Below are 19,882 nucleotides of genomic sequence, written 5' to 3'. Positions count from 1 at the left end.
TACTGCATAGGCTGTCGCCATGAGTGTCGCCACGCAGCTAGAGTCCCGTCAAGGGTTCAGTTGAAACTTGGAGGGCGGATGGTCCAGGCGGTACTCGCGATCGACCAGGGCACGACCAACTCCAAGGCGGTCCTGGTGGCGCCTGACGGGAGCGTTCTCGCGACGGGCTCCGCTCCGGTCGGTCTGTCCACGCCACGCCCAGGCTGGGTCGAGCAGGACGCCGAGGACCTCTGGCAGAGCGTGCTGCGGGCGATCGCAACGTGCCTCAGCGCCTCGACCTCCTCGTTCGACCTGGCGGGGATTGCGCTTTCCACTCAGCGCGAGTCCGTCGTCGGCTGGAGCCGGTCAGGCGAACCGGTCGGCCCTGTCATCGGCTGGCAGGACACCCGCACCGCCGCCTGGTGCGCCCAACTGCCTTCCGCCGTTGACGATCTGGTCCGTCAACGGACCGGGCTCCGAGTGGATGCGATGTTCTCGGCGCCGAAGATGCGTTGGCTCCTCGATCAGTCCGACGCCCTGGTCGGCACCGTCGACGCCTGGTTGATCCATCGGCTGACTGGTTGCCGTGAGCATCTGACCGAGGCCGGGAACGCCTCTCGGACGCTGCTCTACGACACGGTGAGGTTGGACTGGTCGACGGAGTTGCTCGACGCGTTCGGCGTACCGCGGTCGGCGTTGCCCGACGTACGGCCATCCAACGCGGGCTTCGGCGTGACCACGAGCGTGCCGGGATTGCCGGACGGGATCCCGATCGTCGCCGTACTCGCGGATTCGCACGCGGCGATGTACGGCCAGGGCTGCACGCAGACCGGGATGGTGAAGGCGACGTACGGCACCGGCTCGTCGGTGATGACACCGGTGGACGGGTTTGTCGAGAGCGGCTGCACGCTGGCCTGGTTGACGGATCGGCCGATGTACGCGCTCGAAGGAAACATCGTGTCATCGGGGGCGGCGCTCGCCTGGACGGCCGACCTGCTCGGCCTGCCCGACGTCGGCGCGCTCGTCGCCCTCGCCGCGACTGTGCCCTCGGCGGAAGGTGTCGTACTCGTGCCGGCCTTTGCCGGGCTGGGCGCGCCGCACTGGGACCGGGAGGCGCGGGCGGCGTTGACCGGGATGAACAGCTCGACGACTCGCGCTCACATCGCCCGGGCAGCCGTCCACGCCGTTGCCCATCAGATCTGCGACATCACCGACACGATCCCGGGCGCGGTGAAGGGCCTACGTGCTGATGGCGGCGCGACCGTGTCGGAGTTGGTGATGCAGACTCAGGCGGATCTTCTCGGCCGGCCGGTCGAGGCTGCCGACGTACCGGAGGTCTCCGCTCTGGGCGCGGCCGAGCTGGCCTGGACCACCTTGGGTACGACGACCGGCTGGGCCGCGCGGCGTTCGTACCGGACGTTCGAGCCCCGGCTAGATGCCGCCGCGCGGGCCGGGCTCCGGACGCAATGGGCCGGAGCGGTTGCGGCCGTTCGGGTCAGGCCAGCCTGATCCGGAAGATCGCCACGCGGGCGTTGTGGTCGTCGACGTTCATCGGCACCACGTTCGTGGTGACGAGGTCGAGCTGCACGGTGCCGTCGCCGGGCAGCCAGTTGATCCGGTCGATGCCGTCGGCAAAAACCTTGCGCTCGGCGTCCTGACCGGTCGCCTTGTCGTAGCCGGGGTTGTTGGTGTCCGCGGTCCAGATCACCAGATGGCCCTTGTCGTTGTGGGCCATCACCCGCTCGCGGTGGGTCTTCTTGTGCAGGTCGTAATAGGCGCGCAGGTTCGGGTTCTGGTCATCGTTGTACGCGCCGTGCAGGTAGTGCGTGTTGATCAGGACGAACTTCAGCCCCGGATGCGCGCCGTGCTCGACGACGACCTCATTGATCCAGCGCGGCGGGCTCACGTCAGGGACGACGCCGTGCACGAAGGTCGGCTTCGAGTTGATCACCTTCCACGGCGTCGGGACGGAGATCGGCACCCGGTAGGAGCTGGGGTCGTCGAGGAACGCGTTGGCGTAGGCGTCGCCGAAGTTCTGGCTGATCATCGCCGGCTCGCCGGTATCACCCTCGCTGATCTCCTGCCAGCCGACGAAGGGCCGATTGCCGGGATCGCCGCTGCGCACAGCTTGGATCGCGGGCCCGCGGGCGGCGAGGTTCTTGCGTCCGATGTTCGCCGTGATGACAGGCAGCCGGAACCACTCGGTCGCCGCCGAGGCGGACCGGGCGCCTGCCACCGAACCGAACGTCGCGGCACCGGCGAGCGCACCGCCGCCGATCATCATGGCTTGCCGTCTGCTGATCCTGTTGGCCATGCCTGCCTCCACAAGAGTCCGGCCGTACGGCCGGGGGCGGGTGTCTTGTCGACGAGCTAGGACGGACGCTACTGCGCGACGGTTCCAGCCGGCCTCGGAGCGGCGTGCAGGCCGGTGACCGGTTGTTGCTGGAGATCGCTTTCCGTTACAGGTTGACTCGGTCGGGACGCCCACCTATGGTTACGGTCACAGGCTGCGGAAAGCCCTTTCCCAGGCTCAGGAGGGAGGCGCGCATGTGTGAGGTCGAGTCCGGACCGGCCATGCCGCTGCCGGGTGGGATCGGTATCTCGAAACTGACGGTGTACGACGTCGAGGCCTCCGACGGCCTGGTCGGCGGTACGCCGCATGTGCACCTGGCCTGCTCCGAGGGGTACTACGTGCTCGCCGGCGACGGCGCCGTACAGACGCTCTCCACGAAGGGCTACCGCGAGACCCCGCTGCAGGCCGGCGCCGTGGTCTGGTTCGGGCCTGGGATGATCCATCGGCTCGTCAACCACGGCGGTCTCCAGATCCTCGCCCTGATGTCGAACTCCGGTCTGCCTGAGGCGGGCGATGCCGTGATGACGCTGCCGCCGGAGTACCTCACCGACCGCGAGACGTACTTGAAGGCGACGGCACTCACCGAGGGCGCGCGGACGGAGTCGGCGATGGCGCGGCGCGACCTCGCTGTGCAGGGGTACGGCGTACTGCGTGAACGGTACGAGTCGGAGGGACCGTCCGCGCTGGACGACTTCTACGCCGCCGCGATCCGGCTCGTGCAGCCGCAGCTTGCGGACTGGCGGAAGCGCTGGGAGGACGGCGCGCACCGCGTCGCCGACGAGACCGGCGCCGCGCTGGATGCGCTCGAGGCCGGCACCGCGCCGTACCTGGAGTCAGCTGAGCTGCACCAACTTCCCGCACCTACTGAGTCCGGCCTGCACGGCATGTGCGGCCGCCTCGACGTTTATGACACTCGAGCGTGAGAGGTACGACAGTGAACGAGCGACGCATCGGCATCGTGATGAACGGCGTCACCGGCCGGATGGGCCTGCGCCAGCACCTCGAGCGTTCCATCGTGGCGATCCGGGAGCAGGGCGGACTGCCCGCCGCGGACGGCACGATGATCATCCCCGAACCGATCCTGGTCGGCCGCAACGAGCTCAAGCTGCGCCGGATCGCCGAGCAGTACGGGCTGGAGCGGTGGACCACCGATCTCGCTGAGGCGCTGGCACAGCCGGACGTCGAGATCTACTTCGACTCGCAGCTCACCCAGCTGCGCGAGAAGGGCGTCCGCGCCGCGGTCGAGGCCGGCAAGGCCATCTACTGCGAGAAGCCGATCGCCGAGAGCCTGGACGCGGCGGTCGACCTGGCCCGGACCGTGATCGACTCCGGGCTGAAGAACGGCGTCGTGATGGACAAGCTGTCACTGCCCGGCCTGCGCAAGCTGAAGCGGCTGGTCGACGGCGGGTTCTTCGGCCGGATCCTGTCGGTCCGCGGTGAGTTCGGCTACTGGGTCTTCGAAGGCGACTGGCAGGAAGCGCAGCGGCCGTCGTGGAACTACAAGTCCGAAGAGGGCGGCGGCATCATCCTCGACATGTTCTGCCACTGGCGATATGTGCTCGACCAGACGTTCGGGTCGGTCAAGTCCGTGTACTGCCAGGGTGCTACGCATATTCCTGAGCGGGTCGACGAGCAGGGCGACAAGTACGCCGCAACTGCGGACGATGCGGCGTACGGCGTGTTCGAGCTCGAGGGCGGGATCGTCGCGCAGATGAACTCGTCGTGGGCGACGCGGGTGTTCCGGGATGAGCTGGTCGAGTTTCACGTGGACGGGACCGAGGGGTCCGCGGTCGCGGGGCTGCGGCGGTGCCGGGCGCAACACCGGTCGGCGACACCGAAGCCGGTGTGGAACCCGGACCTACCGGCCACCGAGCCGTTCCGCGACCAGTGGGCCGAGGTCCCGGACAACGAACCCTTCGACAACGGCTTCAAGGTCCAGTGGGAGATGTTCCTCCGCCACGTGGTCGACGACACCCCCTTCACCTGGGACTTCATCGAAGCCGCCAAGGGCGTGCAGTTGGCCGAGCTGGGCCTCCAGTCCTGGCACGAAGGCCGCAAACTCGAAGTCCCGAAGCTCGACCTCGAGGTCCAGTAATGGCCCTGGAACTCAAGCTGCCTACAAGCGCCGGAAACTTCGCCGGTCCCACGTCGGCCGGCGGCGCAGAAGGCGGTGGTGGTGCGCGGCCGGATGGTGGGCGGCTGGACAACTATCGTTTGTCGGGGACGCCGGTTGCTCACGGCACCTATTCGCCGGCGGCGTGTCGGTTGGCGTTCGCGGCTGCTCATGTTGTTGCTGATCCGTTGGGGGACAACTCGCCGGGAGCTCCGGCGGTGGTGGATTGGGAGCATACGCTGGGGTTTCGGCGGTATTTGTGGTCGTTGGGGTTGTCTGTGGCCGAGGCGATGGATACGGCGCAGCGGGGGATGGGGCTGGACTGGGCGGCTACGCAGGAGTTGATTCGGCGGTCGGCGGCTGAGGCGCCGGAGGGGCGAATCGCGGTGGGGGCCGGGACGGATCAGCTTGCGGCCGGCAAGCATTCGCTGGAAGACGTGGTCTCGGCGTACGAAGAGCAGTTTGCGGTGGCGGAGGCAGCCGGGGCTCAACCGATCATGATGGCGAGTCGCGCGTTGTGCGCGGCAGCTGAATCGCCCGACGACTATCGGAAGGTTTACGACCGCCTTCTCACCCAGTCGACCAAGCCGGTGATCCTCCACTGGCTCGGCCCCATGTTCGACCCCGCCTTGGAAGGCTACTGGGGCAGCGGATCCTTCGAGTCGGCCGCGGACACGGTCGTTGGTCTGATCAACGACCACGTGGCGAAGGTCGACGGCATCAAGATCTCGTTGCTCGACGCATCGTATGAAGTTGCCCTGCGCAATCGCCTCCCCGAAGGCGTCCGGCTCTACACCGGGGACGACTTCAACTATCCCGAGCTGATCCGCGGCGACGAGAACCGGCACAGCGACGCCCTCCTCGGCATCTTCGCAGCAATCGCCCCGGCCGCCGCAGCCGCCCTGAAAGCCCTGGACGCCGGCGAGCTGGCCGAGTACGAGCGCGTGTTCGCACCAACCGTCCCACTCGCCAGGCAGATCTTCTCCGCGCCCACGTACTACTACAAGACCGGAATCGCCTTCCTGGCTTGGCTGAACGGGCACCAGCCCGGCTTCACGATGGTCGGCGGCCTGCAGACGGGCCGGTCGCTCCCGCACCTCGCCGACACGTTCCGCTTGGCCGACCAAGCCGGCGTACTGACCGACCCTGAGCTCGCCGTCGACCGGTTCCGCCAACTGCTGCGCGTGAGCGGTGTCGACGCGTGAACAGGTACAGCCTGAACCAGGCGACAACGAAGTACTGGCCGCTCGAGGATGTCGTCGCGGCAAGCGCCAACGCCGGCCTGGAATGGATCGGCCTGTGGCGCGAGCCCATCCAGGAGTACGGCGTCGACAAGGCCGCGAAGCTCGTCGCCGACGCCGGCCTGAAGGTCTCGTCGCTGTGCCGGAGCGGCTTCTTCACGTCGACCGATCCGGCCGAGTGCAACGCGAAGATCGACGACAACCGGCGCGCGATCGACGAGGCAGCGACCATCGGTACGTCGGTCCTCGTCCTCGTCAGCGGCGGACTGCCCGCGGGTTCACGTGATCTCGACGGTGCGCGCGGTATGGTGCGCGACGGGCTCGCCGAGCTTGCGCCGTACGCCGAAGAACGTGGCGTGAAGCTCGCCGTCGAGGCTCTGCACCCCGTGTTCTGCTCGGACCGCTGTGTGGTGTCGTCGCTCGGCGGTGCGCTCGATCTGGCCGAGCAGTTCCCGGCGTCGCAGGTCGGCGTGATCGTGGACGCCTACCACCTGTGGTGGGACGCGGATGTGTATCGGCAGATCGAGCGGGCCGGTGAGCGGATCCTGTCGTACCAGGTCAGCGACTGGGTTGTCCCGCTGCCCGAGGACACGCTGCTCGGCCGCGGCATGATGGGCGACGGTTCGATCGAGCTGCGCCGGCTGCGCGAGGCGTGCGATGCGGCGGGGTACGACGGGCCGATCGAGGTCGAGATCTTCAACCAGCAACTGTGGGACGCGCCCGGCCAGGAGGTCTTCGACCTGGCACTGGCGCGATACAAGGAACACGTCATCTAGTTACCGAGGAGCTGTCTGCATGACTATTCCCGCCGGTGGTATCGGGATGCACCTCTACACGATGCGGGACGTTCTGGCCGAGGACTACCCGGGGACGCTGAAGCGCCTCGCCGGGATCGGCTATCAGACTGTCGGTGTGAGCGGCCGGTTCGACCACAGCGCCGAGGAGATCCGGTCGTACGCCGACGACGCCGGGCTGAAGATCGTGCTCGAGCACGTCGGGTACAAGCGGCTGGCCGACGACTGGGCCGGCGCGCTCGCCGATGTGAAGACGCTCGGCGCGCAGTGGGCCGTCGTACCGTCGATCCCGTCCGAGCAGCACTCGGTCGAGGGCTTCAAAGCCGCGGCGGCCGCGTTCACCGAGGCCGGGAAGGTGGCGCGGGACGCCGGGCTGAAGCTGCTGTTCCACAACCACGGGCGCGACTTCGACGAGGTCGACGGGCAGGTGCTGTACGACATTTTGCTCGGCGTGGACCCGGAGCTGCTCGGCTTCGAGCTGGACCTGTACTGGGCGGTCGACGGCGGGCACGACCCGGCGAAGCTGTTCCAGGAGCACCCAGGCCGGTTCCCCGCGCTGCACGTCAAGGACATGGCCGAGGACGGTTCGTGGGAGGACGTCGGCGCCGGCAAGCTCGACTTCGGCGCGATGTTCGAGCACGCCCAGGCGGGCGGCGTGGAGCAGTGGCTGGTCGAGCACGACAAGCCCACCGACGCCTGGAAGTCGGCCGAACGCAGCTACCGCGGCCTGACCGAGATCCGATACTGAGGAGTTCTCATGACTGTGAGAACCAACGCTTAACCGGATCAATTCTGGTTACGTCTGCTCACAGGTGGTGAGATCGGCCTATTCTCGACGGGTGCAGAACGATCCAACGGTGCGGCTGAGTGCCGTCCGTCGCCTGTACGAAGTGAGCGCCCGGATGGGCGCTGGGCGAAGCCTTGCCGAAACGCTGCAGGCCGTCGTCGACGGCGTCGTGAACGGGCTCGGCTTCGGGATCGCCGTACTGAACCTGCGGCACGCGGACGGCAAGTTCGAGGTGATCGCGGTCGCAGGTTCACCCGAGGCGCGCGAGGCGCTGCTCGGGCGGGTGAGCGCGCCGGACATCTTCGACACCGAGTTCGCGATCGCGGATGCCTGGGGCAAGCTCCGGTTCGTGCCGCACGAGCGGCTGCCCGAGGGCGAGGTCGTCGGGTGGGTGCCCGACGTACCCGTCTCTGACGACCCGGGTGCGTGGCATCCGCTCGACGCACTGTTCGCTCCGTTGTACTCCTCGGACGGGGAGCTGGTCGGGATGCTGTCGGTCGATCTGCCCGAGGATCAGCGCCGGCCCGGGCCGGTGCACCGGGAGCTGCTGGAGATCTTCGCGACCCAGGCCGGGCTGGCGATCGACAAGGCGCGGCTGACGGATCAGTTGCTCGCCGAGAAGACGCGGCTGGAGGCGAGCGAGGCGACGTTCCGGCTGGTCTTCGAGGGCGCCGGGAACGGCATGGCGACGATCGGATTCGACGGGCCGGAGCGCGGCCGGATCCTGCGCGTGAACGACGCGTTCTGCCGGATCACGGGGTACGACGCCAGTGATCTGCTCGGGGCGCGGCTGGCGCAGTTCCTGCGCGACGAGGAGCCTGGGTCGACCCGGTCCGATCTGGAGGATGTTGCTGCTGGCAACGGTACGTACCGGTTCGAGCGGGTGTTCACGCAGCCGAGCGGGAACGCGATCTGGCTCGGCGGTACGGCGGCGATCGTCGAACAAGGCGTCGAGCGGCCGCGGATCCTATTGATCCAGATCGACGACGTAACGGCCCGCAAGGACGCCGAACGGGAGCTCCGCCACCATGCGGCGCACGACCCACTCACCGGCCTGCCGAACCGGCGGCTCTTGCAGCACCGATTCACAAAGGTCCTCGAGCGGACACGTACGACGGGCCGCCCCGGCGCGCTCCTCTTCTGCGACCTGAACCACTTCAAACTCGTCAACGACGGCTACGGCCACGAGGCCGGCGACCGGGCGTTGCGCGAGATCGCGATCCGCCTGACCACGGCCGTCCGCCACGGCGACACCGTTGCACGCCTCGGCGGCGACGAGTTCGCCGTACTGGCCGAAGACATCGCCGGCGACGACCTGACCACCCTGATTGCCCGCCTGGAGTCCGCCGTCAGCCGCCCCCTCCCCAACATCGCCGTAGAAGTCACCACCAGCGTCGGCACCGTCCCCATCACCCCCACCACCACCGACCTAGACACCCTCCTCCACGAGGCCGACCAGGCGATGTACACCGCAAAGAACCGCCGCATCTAGTTACCGGGAGGTTGAAAGCCCCCACGCGGTGTTAGGCCGCGCTTGCGGCTGTCATCGGCGTGTTCGTCGCACAGCAGAAGGCCATGCATCTGGTTGCAGCAAGCTGCAGGCGACTTGAAGTGTTGGTCGTGCTTGTGGTTCAAATGGGGATCCATTGAATGGGGGGATCGACACATGCTGCGCAAACTTGCGCTGATGCTGGCGGTTGGGCTTGTCACAGCTGCCGTGGTTCCAGCATCAGCTGATGCGGCGACGGCTGATGCGGTGACCTCGCCGTGTGTCCAGCGCGTCGGCTTTCAGGACGTTGAAGGCGGCCTGAGCGCCTGGGACGTGACCGCGACCGCGGTGCCGGCGGTCAAGCAAGTCCGCTTCGGCGGTGCCGGCCTCAGCTATGCGAGGGCGAGCGCGAGCTGGTACTACCGGCTCTATCCGCAGCAAGGTCTCAGCGAGTGGCGCGCCATGATGCTCTCCGGCACCGGGATCTACCAGCCGACGCTGACCTACCACCCGGGCAGCTCGAATCCCGACATCATCGATCGGCGGATCAACGGCGGCTGGGGCGCGTTCACGCAACTCGCTACGTCGGACGTCGCGGCGCGCAAGGGCCGCGACATGCTTATGTACGGCCTGCGCAACGACGGCACGCTGTTCCGGTACGAGGGGATCATGCCGTACGGCTCGGCTCCCGGCTTCGGCTCCGTCAAGGCGATGACGGTGATCAGCGAGAACGCGTCGTACGACACGCTGCTGGCGACGACCCGCGGCGGCGCGCTGTACACAATCCGGATCCCGGTCCGGCTGCCGCTGGCGCGGATCGTCCGCCGGGTGCGTGACGCGGGCTGGGAACGGTTCGAGTCGTTGGTGGTCGACAGCTGCGGGCAGAACGGCACGCTCCTGACGGCCGTCGACCAGGACACCGACACCGCCTACCTGTACGCCGTTGGGCACGCCAACGGATCGGCGACGGTGATCCGGAGTCTGGGCAAGATCGGCGCCACCTTCGACGCGCGCACCTACTTCGCGATGACCCGCGAATACAAGAACCTCACCGGCGAATGACTCGGGTCGTCACGGACGGGCCGTTCTGGCTCGAGTACGGGCAGATCTACGTCGCGGGTCCCGACGAGTACTGCGCTCCGGAGGAGTGCTTTGCCGGACAGCGGAACGGATTGTGCGGGGCGGCTGTGCCGGGCAAGTTGTTCCTGCGGACCGGGCTGCACACGGGGAAGGTCGAGCTCCGGGTTGAAGTACACGACCGGATGCCGTCTGTCGAGTACGACGCTGAGGACGTGGTCGAGGCGTCGTACCTGCCGCCTAGCGACGTGTTGTTGACGAGTCTTGGGTACCAGCGGTTGCCGCTGGAGCTGGAGCAGGTCACCTACCGAGTCCGGTACTCCGCTTGGGGCATGGACGCCGGCCACCAGTCCGGCCCACCGCGGGACGGCGAACCGCTCGTCGATCGCTACCTCCTGCAGTTCTGGCCGGCTCGGCCTGCGCCTGATCGGGTGGTTAAGGAGACCAGTAAGCAGGCGGCGTACTGGCACAAGTTCGCCCGTCAGCAGCCGACACCTGCCCAGCTCGCGGAACTGAAGCAGGAGAAGGCGCGCCAGGAGGGAGAGCGCCGCCTCGCCGAGCGGGCAGCGGCCTGGGGCGGCACGCTGCCAACCGAACGGCTGGAGCGCACCATGAACGGCCGGGAGCTGGCATTCATGGACCGGGCCTTGGTGGATGCGCTCGAGCAGACCGAACCGCAGACGTTGCGCTTGATCGCACGGTGGGCGGCACGACGCGGGTGCGAGGAGGCCGGGTACGCCGGCAACGAGCGGATTGCCGGCATCTTGGACCGCATGGACCGTGGCACCGATTGGCTCGAGACCCTCAACGGACCGCTACCACGGGTCGAACCGGTGACAGATGCCAGCGCCCCCGTCCACCAGTTCGTCACCCAGGCCTACGGGTGGTTCGCTGACCGCGACCCGTTCGACAACGCCGTGACTGTAGTCACCGCCACCTTCAACGTGGACTCATTCTCGGCCGCGGTCGAGACGATCTGGTTGGCCACCGAGCCGTTCACCGACAAGTCCCAACTACTCACTGAGCTACGCGACCGCTTCCTGAGTCAACCCCGGCGAAGGTTGTAGACGGCAACGATGACACCGACGAGGAGCACGGCGACGGCTCCCGGCTGGGCGATCCGCTGAGCCGGGATGCCGCTGGCCAGGCCGATGACGACCACGGCGACGCAAATCAGAGCGACCCAGAACGCAGGCTTCTTGAGCAGGTACGTCGCCAGGTGGCGTCGCGTCACCGCGCTGCGCGGAATGTCCTCCGGATCGCGGGCCGGCATCGGGACCTTCAACGTCGGGGAGACCGCATCGTCGACGGCTGCCACAGCCTGTTGACCGTTCCGCCATCGGGCCGGCTCGATCTGCAATTGATAGCCGTCGCGCCGGACGAGCTGCCGACCACCGTCCGGATATGCGATCAGAGCTGCAAGGTCGTCGTACGACGCCGAAGCCTCAGCGGATCCCGTCTCGAGGTGAGCGCCGCTGCGGCCGACGGTCAGCTCGCCCTTCACGACCGGCCAGCCGGCCGCTCTGAAGCGTCGGCCGGTGGGCGTCGACCTCGAGCCCGGCGGACGAGTGATCCAGTTCAGCCGGGGATCGGTCGTCGCGTCGGGATCGACCGACAGCAGCACGCTGTCCCACAACGCATCCGCGGCCCGGCGGACCTCGCCGACCGTGATCTCCTCGGCCTCAGCAATCAGCTCGTCGCGTTCCAGTACCGGACGCCCCAGCAGGACCTCGCGTGCCGCGACGTACGGCATCCAGTGTTCGGCCGGCTCGGCCTTGATCCGCCGGATCTCCTGGTCCACGTCGTCGCGCAGCTCGGTCGGGTCCGGACCGCGCTGGCGCAGGTCGCGAAGTACGTCCAAGGTCTGGGCGACCACCGTCGGTCGCGCCTCGGGCAGCATGTCGATCCCGGCGGTGAGCATCGCGTTCTCCGCGTCGACCAGTTCGTACGAGTGCCATCCGCTGTACCCGACTCCGGCGCCGTGCCGGAACCCGTCCTCCAGCCCACGCCGCAAGGCCCGACCCAGCGCGGGGCCGACGGTCGATCGCTGAAGCACGCCCGACACCGCCACGGATCCCGGAGGGCCGCCGAAGCCGAGCGGCAACCTCTGATCGCACGGCACGGCGACCCGGGCGGGTGACCGCGAACCGTCGGGCAGCGGAAGCCGCAGACCCGCCGGCGGGTGACCGGTCAGTGCGAGTACGGCGTTCCCGCGGGCGAAAACCTCCGCAGCCAGCGCTCGCAGACGATCCGGTTCGGCGGTCTGCAGCCCGTACTCGCTATATGCGACGAGCCCCGGCCCCTGGGCGCCGTACCGCCACAACATGTGCAGCTCTACGGGCCCCGCACCTCGCCGCGCGCTCTCGGCGCGCAGGACTCGCCGCTCGTGCTCCAGCTCGCCGAAGTCGGGCGCGTTCAGCCAACCGCACAGGTCCCGCAGGAAGGTGACGATGTCCTCGGGTTCACCTTCGGCGTCGAACGTCGTATGCAGCATGGTGACGCGCCCGTTGATCGGCACGCGGATCGTGTCGCGATCGTGCAGCGCGAGATGCTCAAGCAGGTGCCGCCAGCCATGCGTGGGCAGCGTGTCGTCCGCAAACCCGCCTCGGAACCACAGGCTGGCCCGCATCCGGCCCTCACCCGGCACCCAGTAGACGGGAACCCCGTCCACCTCTGTAACCCGCAACTCCCCAGCCATCTCCCCGCACCCCCACCAATCCAGACCAACCGCCGGCCCATCCTGCCGGATCAACCCCGCAATCCGCTCCCCGTTTGCAACTTTTGACATCCCCGGCGCTCAACAGCCCGCGCGGCCAGTTCGGCGCGCAGCGCGTGGCGGCTACCAGCTCACTTCCTGAGGGGCGTCATCGGCCTGACGACACAGCGTCGCTTGCCGGTACGCCGAGGTCGCCGCGAGCGGAGCGAGCAGGAACGGGCGACAGCCCGCACGTTCGCGCGATGAGCGTCAAGGAGCGCGCGGCAGCACGCACCGCCCCAGGGTGGGTGGGAGCGGCGCGCAGCACGGCGACGAAGGAGCCGCGCGTAGCACCGCGTGGGGGCTCTCCTCCAACCACCTCTGCCTTTATGAACCCAGCTTGGTGAGGGCTGCGTCGGTTAGGCGGTAGACGGTCCAGTCTTCTTGGGGGGTGGCGCCTAGGGACTTGTAGAAGTCGATGGCGGGGGTGTTCCAGTTGAGGACGGACCATTCGAGGCGTTCGTAGTTGTTGGTGACGCATTCTTGGGCCAGTGCGGTGAGGAGGGCTTTGCCCAGGCCGGTGCCTCGGGTTTCGGGGCGGACGAAGAGGTCTTCCAGGTAGATGCCGTGGACGCCGCGCCAGGTGGAGAAGTTGAGGAACCAGATCGCGCAGCCGGCAATCTCGCCGTCGTGTTCGGCGACATGGCAGAAGACTGCTGGATTGGGGCCGAAGAGCGCGGTCTGCAGTTGCGGGGCGGTCAGGTGGCACTCGTCGGGTGCGCGCTCGTACTCCGCCAGCGCGTACACGAGCTCCACGATCGCCGGGATGTCCTCCGGCCGGGCACGGCGAATCCGTTCGTCGGTCTGCATACCGCCTATCCTGCACCGCGGGCCGCAGGCCCTGTCCGGTGAGTCAGACCGGGTCTCCGCCGGTCACCTTCGACATCGTGCGGCGGATGTATTCCGCGGTGTCGATCCGGCCCGCCTCGCGGTCGGCCAGGTCGGCGACGTCGTCGCGTTGCGGCTCCCAGCCTTCCAGCCGGTTGTTCGCGAGCGCGTCGCTGACCCGCTGCTTCTGGTCATCGTCGAGCGATTCGAACAACTCCGGCCAGCGCTGGGCGTAGCGGCACGGTTCGTAGGCCATCAGTCAGCTCCCCGAGTAGCTAGCAATCGGCCCAGCGTAGCGAAGTCCGGATTCCTACCGTCGACACCTGTTAATTTACCGACCAAGGCTGTTAACCCTATCGCCACCTGCCGTCGAAACACTGACACCGCTTTCCCCCACCTGACCCGCCCTTCATCTGGAGGAACCATGTCCGTGTCACGCCGTCGCTTCCTGGGGTACGGGGGTGCGGGCGCTGCCGCCGTACTGCTCGGCACCGGGGCCTGGGACGCCTCGACCACGTACGCCAGCCCGTCCGGCACCGGCAACCCGTTCACGCTCGGGGTCGGCTCGGGCGATCCGCAGTACGACGGGGTCGTGCTGTGGACCCGCCTCGCCACCGACCCGTACGCCGTCGACGGGAAGGGCGGCATGCCCGCGCGTCCGGTCCGGGTCGAGTACGAGGTCGCGTACGACCAGAGCTTCCGCCACGTCGTACGGCGATCCAGCGTCCTCGCCACACCCGAACTCGGCCACTCCGTCCACCCCGAGGTCCGCGGCCTGCTGCCCGACCACGTGTACTACTACCGATTCCGCAGCGGCCGCGAGGTCTCGCCGACCGGCCGCACCCGGACCGCGCCGCACCCGCTGACGACCCCGCGCGAGCTCAAGTTCGCGTTCGCGTCCTGCAACGCCTGGCAGGACGGCTACTTCACGGCGTACGACCACATGGCGAACGAGGACCTCGACCTGGTCGTGCACCTCGGCGACTACATCTACGAGTCCGGCGTGAAGACCAACAAGCGCCTCGTCACAACCGACCCGCGGTTCCACACCGAGACGTTCGACCTGGCCCGCTACCGCCTGCAGTACAGCCTCTACAAGACCGAGGCGCCGCTGCAGGCCGCGCACGCCGCGCACCCGTGGATCCACACGTTCGACGACCACGAGGTCGAGAACAACTGGGCCGGCGACATCTCACAGATCGACACCGAGCCGGACCAGGACCCGGCCGTGTTCCGGGCCCGCCGCGCCGATGCCTTCCAGGCGATGTACGAGAACCTGCCGCTGCGGCACGCGCAGATGCCGTCCGGTCCGGACATCCGTTACCACCGGCGCCTCCCGTACGGCCGGCTCGCCGACTTCACCATCCTCGACACCCGCCAGCACCGCACCGACCAGCCGTGCGGCGACGGCGACTCGTCCACCTGTGACGACCGGTTCAACCCGGACAACACGATGCTCGGCGGCAAGCAGCGCGCCTGGCTGCTGGACGGGTTCCGGCAGTCGAAGGCCCGCTGGCAGGTGATCGGCAACCAGACCCCCATGGGCCAGACCGACTGGACGCCCGGTCCGGAAACCCATGTCTGGCTGGACCCGTGGGACGGTTATGTTGCTGAGCGCAACAAGGTTCTCGGGGCCGCGCAGGACAGCGGCGTCCGCAACCTGGTCGTCATCACCGGCGACCGGCACCAGAACTACGCCCTCGAACTCAAGCGCGACTACGCGAACCCGGACTCCGCCACGGTCGGCACCGAGTTCGTCGGTACGTCGATCACCAGCGGCGGCAACGGCGCCGACATGACCGACCAAGGCCGGCAGTTCCTCGAGGCCAACCCGCACCTGAAGTTCTTCAACTCCCAGCGCGGGTACGTCCGGGTCACGGCCGACCAGAAGCAGTGGAAGTCTGACTTCCGGGTCGTGCCGTACGTCGAGACCCCGAACGCCCCGATCACCACCCGAGCGACGTACGTCGTCGAGGACCGCCACCCGCACGTCCACTCAGCCTGACAGCTACCTCAGCCGGCTCAGCGGCGGGGTGACGCCGCTGAGCCAGTTGTCGCTGATGTCCTGCTCGCGTTCACCGACGACCTTCATGGTGTCGAGCCGCTCGATGTCCTCGGCGGTCAGCACCAGGTCGGCGGCGGCCGCCGCGAAGGCGCTGCTGACGGGCGAGGACCAGCATGCGACCGACGGCATGCTGCTCACGCTGCGCTCGGTGGCGAACCCGCGGGCCGCGGCGATCATGCGCGACAGCCTCGAGCGGAACTACCAGGCCCGGCTCGCCGACGGCCTGCCCGGACCGGACAAGACCGGGCGGTCCGCACTACTGATCGCGATCTGCGCCGGGATGATGCTGAACCGGACGGTCCTCGGGTCGACCGTGCTCAATGGGGACGTCGAGCGGCTGGTCCCCTACCTGCACGCGGCGCTGGACGCGGTGGCAGACATTCAGTAGTCGAGCTGCTGAGTGTGTGCGGATATTCCTGTTGGAATTCGTAGTCCTCGCGGGGGACGTTGGATACATGGCAACTGACACGAACAAGACCCGCCGGATCGGTGACGTCGAGGTATCCGCGATCGGGCTCGGCGGGATGCCGATGTCGATCGAGGGACGGCCCGACGAGGCCCGGTCGATCGCGACGATCCATGCGGCGCTGGACGCCGGGATCACGCTGATCGACACGGCCGACGCGTACCACCTGACCGCGACCGACGACGGACACAACGAGAGCCTGATCGCCAAGGCGCTGGCGTCGTACGGCGGTGACACCTCCGACGTGCTGGTCGCGACCAAGGGCGGCCACCTGCGCCCCGGCGACGGCAGCTGGACGCTCAACGGCTCCCCGAAGTACATCGCCGAGGCGGCCGAGGCGTCGCTGAAGCGGCTCGGCGTGGAGGCGATCGGGCTGTACCAGTTCCACCGGCCCGACCCGAAGACGCCGTACGAGGACTCCGTCGGCGCGATCCGCGACCTCCTCGACGCCGGCAAGATCCGGATGGCCGGCATCTCGAACGCCAACCCCGCCCAGATCAAGCAGGCCAACGAGATCCTCGGCGGCCGGCTCGTCTCGGTCCAGAACCAGTTCTCGCCGAAGTTCCGCTCGAGCGAGCCGGAGCTGGAGTTGTGCGACGAGCTGGGCATCGCGTTCCTGCCGTGGTCCCCGCTCGGCGGCATCTCCAACGCCAGCGAGCTCGGCGCGAAGTACCCGGCCTTTCAGACCCTCGCGGCCGAGCTCGGCGTCAGCCCGCAGAAGCTCACGCTGGCCTGGATGCTCGCCAAGTCCCCGATCGTCATCCCGATCCCGGGCTCCAGCCGCCCGGAAACCATCCGCGACTCGTACTCCGCGGTCGACCTGCAACTGACGGCGGACCAGGTCGCAGTACTCGACGCCTCGGAATAACGAGAGCCGCGTACGGCGTTCTGCGGCGCATGGAGGACATGCGTGCGCTGAGCTACGGACTGGGACAGCAGTACTTCGAGGAGCGGAACTATCGGGGTGCGATCCGGGCGTTGAAGCCGGTCGTCGACGAGACGCCGGACGATGTCGGGACGCGACTCCTGCTGGCGCGGGCGTACTACCACGCGGCGCTGCTGAAGCCGGCCGAGGAGCAGCTGCTCGAGGTGATCGAGCGGGAGCCGACCGAGTACTACGCGCATCTGATGCTGGCGCGGACGCTCGAGCGGCAGTCCCGCCGGGACGAGGCCGGGAAGCATCGGCGTATCGCCGCCGCGCTGACCGGTGACGACGAGTTGCTCGAAGGTCACACGCTCTGATCGACGACACTGAAGGCCCGCGATCCACCCCTGGATCGCGGGCCTTCGGCGTACCCGGGGCGGAATGACTGGCCAGGGGTCCGTGTTATGTAGTTTAATAGTGAACTACTTAGACCTAGGAGAGCCGATGCAGTTCGGGGTGTTCAGCGTTGGGGATGTGACCGAGGACCCGACGACCGGGGTCACGCTCAGCGAGGGTGAGCGGATCAAGGCGATGGTGGCGATCGCGCTGAAGGCCGAGGAGGTCGGGCTGGACGTGTTCGCGCAGGGCGAGCACCACAACCCGCCGTTCGTGCCGTCGTCGCCGACGACCCAGCTCGGATTCATCGCGGCGCAGACGTCGAAGATCATCCTGTCCACCTCGACGACCCTGATCACGACCAACGACCCGGTGAAGATCGCCGAGGACTACGCGATGCTGCAGCACCTGGCCGACGGCCGGGTCGACCTGATGATGGGTCGCGGCAACACCGGTCCGGTGTACCCGTGGTTCGGTCAGGACATCCGCAACGGCATCGCGCTCGCGGTCGAGAACTACGCGTTGCTCCGCCGGCTCTGGCGCGAGGACGTCGTCGACTGGGAAGGCAAGTTCCGTACGCCGCTGCAGGGGTTCACCGCGACACCGCGGCCACTGGACGACGTACCGCCGTTCGTGTGGCACGGGTCGATCCGGTCGCCCGAGATCGCCGAGCAGGCGGCGTACTACGGTGACGGGTTCTTCCACAACAACATCTTCTGGCCGATCACGCACACCAAGCAGATGATCGAGCTGTACCGCCGGCGCTTCGAGCACTACGGGCACGGCGCCGCGGACCAGGCGATCGTCGGGCTCGGCGGCCAGGTCTTCATGCGGAAGAACTCGCAGGACGCGGTCCGCGAATTCCGGCCGTACTTCGACAACGCGCCGGTTTACGGACACGGGCCGTCGCTCGAGGACTTCACCCGGGAGACGCCGCTGACTGTCGGCAGTCCGCAGGAGGTTATCGAGCGGACGCTGTCGTTCAGGGAGCACTTCGGTGACTACCAGCGGCAGCTGTTCCTGATCGACCACGCCGGGTTGCCGCTGAAGACCGTGCTGGAGCAGCTGGACATCCTCGGTGAAGAGGTCGTTCCGGTACTGCGGAAGGAGTTCGCCGCGTTGAAGCCGGCACACGTGCCGGACGCGCCGACGCACGCTTCCCTGAAGGTCGCCGCCGAGCGGGCGCGCGCACTGGAGACAATCGAGGAGCCGGCCGTGGTGGCCGAGCCGACCGCCGAGGAGCCGACGCGATGAACGAACGCGTGATTGCCGTGGTGACAGCTGGGCTGACGACACCGTCGTCGTCCCGGCTGCTCGCCGACCAACTGTCGGCCGCTGTCGCGGACGAGTTGTCCGGTCGCGGGATCACCTCCCGCACCGAGACGATCGAGGTCCGCGACCACGCTCACGATCTGACCAACAACCTGCTCACCGGCTTCCCGTCGGCCGAGCTGCGCGAGGTCCTCGAGACGGTCGAATCGGCGGACGCCCTCATCGTCGTCAGCCCGACGTTCAGCGCGTCGTATTCGGGCCTGTTCAAGATGTTCTTCGACGTACTCGACGACCAGGCTCTGGCCGGCAAGCCCGTTCTCCTGGGCGCCACCGGCGGGACCGAGCGGCACTCCTTGGTCCTGGACTTCGCCCTCCGCCCACTCTTCGCCTACCTGAAGGCCCTACCGGTCCCGACCGGCGTGTACGCCGCCTCCACCGACTGGGGCCCCAACGCCGCCGGCCTTCGCCCCCGCATCACCCAAGCAGCAAGCGAACTGGTCGCCGCCCTCCACCACGAAACCCCGACAAAGGCCGACCCCTTCACCAACCCCACCCCCTTCGCAGACCTACTCAACAGCTGATCGCGACTCGATCAGTTGGGCCAGGCCGTCGAGGATGGTGGTCAGGCCGAAGGTCAGGGCGTGGGCTGGGTCTATTACTGACTGAAAGTGTTCGCCTACGGCGGTGCCTACACGGCCGGCGACCGGGAAATGGGTGCCGGACATGACCGTGGTGAGGGTCGGGGAGATCTGACGCCACCACTCCTCGTCGGTGAGGCCGGAGTCGCGTTGGGTGCGGAGTTGTTCGGCGCCGGCGCGGGCGGTGCCTTGGACGTGGGTGAGGACGAGGGCCAGCGCGGAGTCCATCTCGACGTCGGTCAAGCCGAGGCCGTCGAGCGGGCGTAGCTCCGCCTCGTACTTGCGGGTGATGTTCGGGCCCAGCGCCGTACGCATCGTCGGGACCTCGTGGATCCACGGGTGCGCGGTCAGGATCTCCCAGTTGCGGCGGGCAATGAATTCGAGCGCGCCCCGCCAGCCGCCGGGCTGCTTCGACGGCTCGTCGGCGTCGGCGTACAGGTCGCCGTACGCGCGGTCGAACATCAGGTCGGCCAGCTCACCCTTGCCGGGGACGTGCGTGTAGAGCGACATCGTGCCGACCTTCAGCCGGTCGGCGACCATCCGCATCGAGAGCGCCTCGAGGCCTTCGGCATCGGCGAGCTCGATCGCGGCGTCGACGATCGCGCGAACGGTCAGACCGGAGCGGCCGGGTTTGGCGTGACTCCCCCACAGCAGCGCCAGACTGCGCGCCGGATCAGGCGCAGCCGCCTTCCTTCCCGCCACCGGAACCTTCTTCCACCGCTCGTCGTTGAACGCATCGTACCTGAGCCGTACAATGTACGGTA

The 19,882-nt window shown here is 68.0% G+C and carries 21 protein-coding genes; 15 read left to right on the top strand and 6 right to left on the bottom strand.

Annotated elements, in window-relative coordinates:
• Positions 1 to 78: 78 nt before the first annotated feature.
• Complete coding sequence (locus tag EV645_RS21605) at positions 79 to 1,488, top strand: FGGY family carbohydrate kinase (RefSeq protein ID WP_130445787.1); 1,410 nt, start codon at positions 79 to 81, stop codon at positions 1,486 to 1,488.
• Here EV645_RS21605 and EV645_RS21600 read toward each other — a convergent pair.
• Complete coding sequence (locus EV645_RS21600) at positions 1,475 to 2,293, bottom strand: hypothetical protein (RefSeq protein ID WP_130445786.1); 819 nt, start codon at positions 2,291 to 2,293, stop codon at positions 1,475 to 1,477. The genes EV645_RS21605 and EV645_RS21600 overlap by 14 nt on opposite strands.
• A 233-nt stretch (positions 2,294 to 2,526) precedes the next feature.
• Here EV645_RS21600 and EV645_RS21595 point away from each other — a divergent pair, with 233 nt between their 5' ends.
• The 8 genes from EV645_RS21595 to EV645_RS42315 all read left to right on the top strand — a co-directional run bounded on the left by EV645_RS21595 (position 2,527) and on the right by EV645_RS42315 (position 10,900).
• On the top strand, positions 2,527 to 3,255 hold the full coding sequence (locus EV645_RS21595; protein ID WP_198681768.1) for a cupin domain-containing protein: 729 nt from the start codon (positions 2,527 to 2,529) through the stop codon (positions 3,253 to 3,255).
• A gap of 11 nt (positions 3,256 to 3,266) precedes the next feature.
• A complete protein-coding gene (locus EV645_RS21590) occupies positions 3,267 to 4,427 on the top strand; it encodes a Gfo/Idh/MocA family protein (protein WP_130445785.1) in 1,161 nt (386 codons plus the stop codon).
• Positions 4,427 to 5,650 carry a dihydrodipicolinate synthase family protein gene (locus tag EV645_RS21585; RefSeq protein WP_130445784.1) on the top strand — a complete coding sequence of 408 codons (1,224 nt, stop codon included), beginning with the start codon at positions 4,427 to 4,429 and terminating at the stop codon, positions 5,648 to 5,650. The genes EV645_RS21590 and EV645_RS21585 overlap by 1 nt, the downstream gene beginning before the upstream one ends.
• A complete protein-coding gene (locus EV645_RS21580; protein WP_130445783.1) occupies positions 5,647 to 6,462 on the top strand; it encodes a sugar phosphate isomerase/epimerase family protein in 816 nt (271 codons plus the stop codon). Before EV645_RS21585 ends, EV645_RS21580 begins: the two co-directional genes overlap by 4 nt.
• A 19-nt stretch (positions 6,463 to 6,481) precedes the next feature.
• On the top strand, positions 6,482 to 7,228 hold the full coding sequence (locus EV645_RS21575) for a sugar phosphate isomerase/epimerase family protein (protein WP_130445782.1): 747 nt from the start codon (positions 6,482 to 6,484) through the stop codon (positions 7,226 to 7,228).
• A gap of 91 nt (positions 7,229 to 7,319) precedes the next feature.
• Positions 7,320 to 8,759, top strand: a complete 1,440-nt coding sequence (locus EV645_RS21570; protein WP_130445781.1) for a diguanylate cyclase domain-containing protein — start codon at positions 7,320 to 7,322, stop codon at positions 8,757 to 8,759.
• Between the two features lie 174 nt (positions 8,760 to 8,933).
• The gene (locus tag EV645_RS21565; protein ID WP_130445780.1) at positions 8,934 to 9,818 is read left to right on the top strand and encodes a hypothetical protein; all 885 of its coding nucleotides are present in this window, start codon (positions 8,934 to 8,936) and stop codon (positions 9,816 to 9,818) included.
• On the top strand, positions 9,815 to 10,900 hold the full coding sequence (locus tag EV645_RS42315) for a hypothetical protein (RefSeq protein WP_198681767.1): 1,086 nt from the start codon (positions 9,815 to 9,817) through the stop codon (positions 10,898 to 10,900). Before EV645_RS21565 ends, EV645_RS42315 begins: the two co-directional genes overlap by 4 nt.
• Here EV645_RS42315 and EV645_RS21555 read toward each other — a convergent pair.
• The 3 genes from EV645_RS21555 to EV645_RS21545 form a co-directional block, all read right to left on the bottom strand.
• Positions 10,879 to 12,531: a peptidase M16 family protein gene (locus EV645_RS21555; protein ID WP_130445779.1), complete on the bottom strand. Its 1,653-nt coding sequence runs from the start codon at positions 12,529 to 12,531 to the stop codon at positions 10,879 to 10,881. The genes EV645_RS42315 and EV645_RS21555 overlap by 22 nt on opposite strands.
• A 384-nt stretch (positions 12,532 to 12,915) precedes the next feature.
• Entirely contained in the window at positions 12,916 to 13,398 is a 483-nt protein-coding gene (locus EV645_RS21550) for a GNAT family N-acetyltransferase (RefSeq protein WP_130445778.1), read from the bottom strand.
• Between the two features lie 43 nt (positions 13,399 to 13,441).
• Positions 13,442 to 13,672 (bottom strand): antitoxin VbhA family protein, encoded by a 231-nt coding sequence (locus EV645_RS21545; protein WP_130445777.1) that lies wholly within the window; start codon positions 13,670 to 13,672, stop codon positions 13,442 to 13,444.
• 168 nt (positions 13,673 to 13,840) lie between these two features.
• Between EV645_RS21545 and EV645_RS21540 the strand changes: the two genes are divergently transcribed.
• Positions 13,841 to 15,421, top strand: a complete 1,581-nt coding sequence (locus EV645_RS21540) for an alkaline phosphatase D family protein (RefSeq protein WP_130445776.1) — start codon at positions 13,841 to 13,843, stop codon at positions 15,419 to 15,421.
• A 3-nt stretch (positions 15,422 to 15,424) separates the two neighbouring features.
• Here the strand turns inward: EV645_RS21540 and EV645_RS42310 are convergent, their stop codons facing one another.
• Positions 15,425 to 15,610: a hypothetical protein gene (locus tag EV645_RS42310; protein WP_130445775.1), complete on the bottom strand. Its 186-nt coding sequence runs from the start codon at positions 15,608 to 15,610 to the stop codon at positions 15,425 to 15,427.
• Between EV645_RS42310 and EV645_RS21530 the strand changes: the two genes are divergently transcribed.
• The 5 genes from EV645_RS21530 (at position 15,609) to EV645_RS21510 (ending at position 19,061) form a co-directional block, all read left to right on the top strand.
• The gene (locus tag EV645_RS21530) at positions 15,609 to 15,869 is read left to right on the top strand and encodes a TetR/AcrR family transcriptional regulator (RefSeq protein ID WP_130445774.1); all 261 of its coding nucleotides are present in this window, start codon (positions 15,609 to 15,611) and stop codon (positions 15,867 to 15,869) included. The genes EV645_RS42310 and EV645_RS21530 overlap by 2 nt on opposite strands.
• 67 nt (positions 15,870 to 15,936) lie before the next feature.
• Positions 15,937 to 16,815, top strand: coding sequence for an aldo/keto reductase (locus EV645_RS21525; RefSeq protein ID WP_130445773.1), 879 nt, complete (start codon positions 15,937 to 15,939; stop codon positions 16,813 to 16,815).
• A gap of 29 nt (positions 16,816 to 16,844) precedes the next feature.
• Positions 16,845 to 17,189 carry a tetratricopeptide repeat protein gene (locus EV645_RS21520; protein ID WP_130445772.1) on the top strand — a complete coding sequence of 115 codons (345 nt, stop codon included), beginning with the start codon at positions 16,845 to 16,847 and terminating at the stop codon, positions 17,187 to 17,189.
• 127 nt (positions 17,190 to 17,316) lie between these two features.
• Positions 17,317 to 18,462: an LLM class flavin-dependent oxidoreductase gene (locus EV645_RS21515; RefSeq protein ID WP_130445771.1), complete on the top strand. Its 1,146-nt coding sequence runs from the start codon at positions 17,317 to 17,319 to the stop codon at positions 18,460 to 18,462.
• Entirely contained in the window at positions 18,459 to 19,061 is a 603-nt protein-coding gene (locus EV645_RS21510) for an FMN reductase (RefSeq protein ID WP_130445770.1), read from the top strand. The genes EV645_RS21515 and EV645_RS21510 overlap by 4 nt, the downstream gene beginning before the upstream one ends.
• Here the strand turns inward: EV645_RS21510 and EV645_RS21505 are convergent.
• Complete coding sequence (locus tag EV645_RS21505) at positions 19,047 to 19,820, bottom strand: TetR/AcrR family transcriptional regulator (protein ID WP_130445769.1); 774 nt, start codon at positions 19,818 to 19,820, stop codon at positions 19,047 to 19,049. The two genes, EV645_RS21510 and EV645_RS21505, sit on opposite strands and share 15 nt — an antisense overlap.
• Positions 19,821 to 19,882: the final 62 nt, after the last annotated feature.

This window comes from Kribbella rubisoli (assembly GCF_004217145.1).
GTDB lineage: Bacteria > Actinomycetota > Actinomycetes > Propionibacteriales > Kribbellaceae > Kribbella > Kribbella rubisoli.
Note: the sequence above shows the minus strand (reverse complement) of the source record. Positions and strands in the feature narration are given on the sequence as shown.

What these genes read in the sequence shown, in the direction of transcription:
- EV645_RS21525 (WP_130445773.1), top strand. Translation starts at nt 15,937, where the DNA reads ATGGCAACTGACACGAACAAGACCCGCCGGATCGGTGACGTCGAGGTA.
- EV645_RS21595 (WP_198681768.1), top strand. Translation starts at nt 2,527, where the DNA reads ATGTGTGAGGTCGAGTCCGGACCGGCCATGCCGCTGCCGGGTGGGATC.
- EV645_RS21585 (WP_130445784.1), top strand. Translation starts at nt 4,427, where the DNA reads ATGGCCCTGGAACTCAAGCTGCCTACAAGCGCCGGAAACTTCGCCGGT.
- EV645_RS21555 (WP_130445779.1), bottom strand. Translation starts at nt 12,531, where the DNA reads ATGGCTGGGGAGTTGCGGGTTACAGAGGTGGACGGGGTTCCCGTCTAC.
- EV645_RS21540 (WP_130445776.1), top strand. Translation starts at nt 13,841, where the DNA reads ATGTCCGTGTCACGCCGTCGCTTCCTGGGGTACGGGGGTGCGGGCGCT.
- EV645_RS21565 (WP_130445780.1), top strand. Translation starts at nt 8,934, where the DNA reads ATGCTGCGCAAACTTGCGCTGATGCTGGCGGTTGGGCTTGTCACAGCT.
- EV645_RS21515 (WP_130445771.1), top strand. Translation starts at nt 17,317, where the DNA reads ATGCAGTTCGGGGTGTTCAGCGTTGGGGATGTGACCGAGGACCCGACG.
- EV645_RS21520 (WP_130445772.1), top strand. Translation starts at nt 16,845, where the DNA reads ATGGAGGACATGCGTGCGCTGAGCTACGGACTGGGACAGCAGTACTTC.
- EV645_RS21605 (WP_130445787.1), top strand. Translation starts at nt 79, where the DNA reads ATGGTCCAGGCGGTACTCGCGATCGACCAGGGCACGACCAACTCCAAG.
- EV645_RS21545 (WP_130445777.1), bottom strand. Translation starts at nt 13,672, where the DNA reads ATGGCCTACGAACCGTGCCGCTACGCCCAGCGCTGGCCGGAGTTGTTC.
- EV645_RS21600 (WP_130445786.1), bottom strand. Translation starts at nt 2,293, where the DNA reads ATGGCCAACAGGATCAGCAGACGGCAAGCCATGATGATCGGCGGCGGT.
- EV645_RS21575 (WP_130445782.1), top strand. Translation starts at nt 6,482, where the DNA reads ATGACTATTCCCGCCGGTGGTATCGGGATGCACCTCTACACGATGCGG.
- EV645_RS21530 (WP_130445774.1), top strand. Translation starts at nt 15,609, where the DNA reads ATGCTGCTCACGCTGCGCTCGGTGGCGAACCCGCGGGCCGCGGCGATC.
- EV645_RS42310 (WP_130445775.1), bottom strand. Translation starts at nt 15,610, where the DNA reads ATGCCGTCGGTCGCATGCTGGTCCTCGCCCGTCAGCAGCGCCTTCGCG.
- EV645_RS21550 (WP_130445778.1), bottom strand. Translation starts at nt 13,398, where the DNA reads ATGCAGACCGACGAACGGATTCGCCGTGCCCGGCCGGAGGACATCCCG.
- EV645_RS42315 (WP_198681767.1), top strand. Translation starts at nt 9,815, where the DNA reads ATGACTCGGGTCGTCACGGACGGGCCGTTCTGGCTCGAGTACGGGCAG.
- EV645_RS21510 (WP_130445770.1), top strand. Translation starts at nt 18,459, where the DNA reads ATGAACGAACGCGTGATTGCCGTGGTGACAGCTGGGCTGACGACACCG.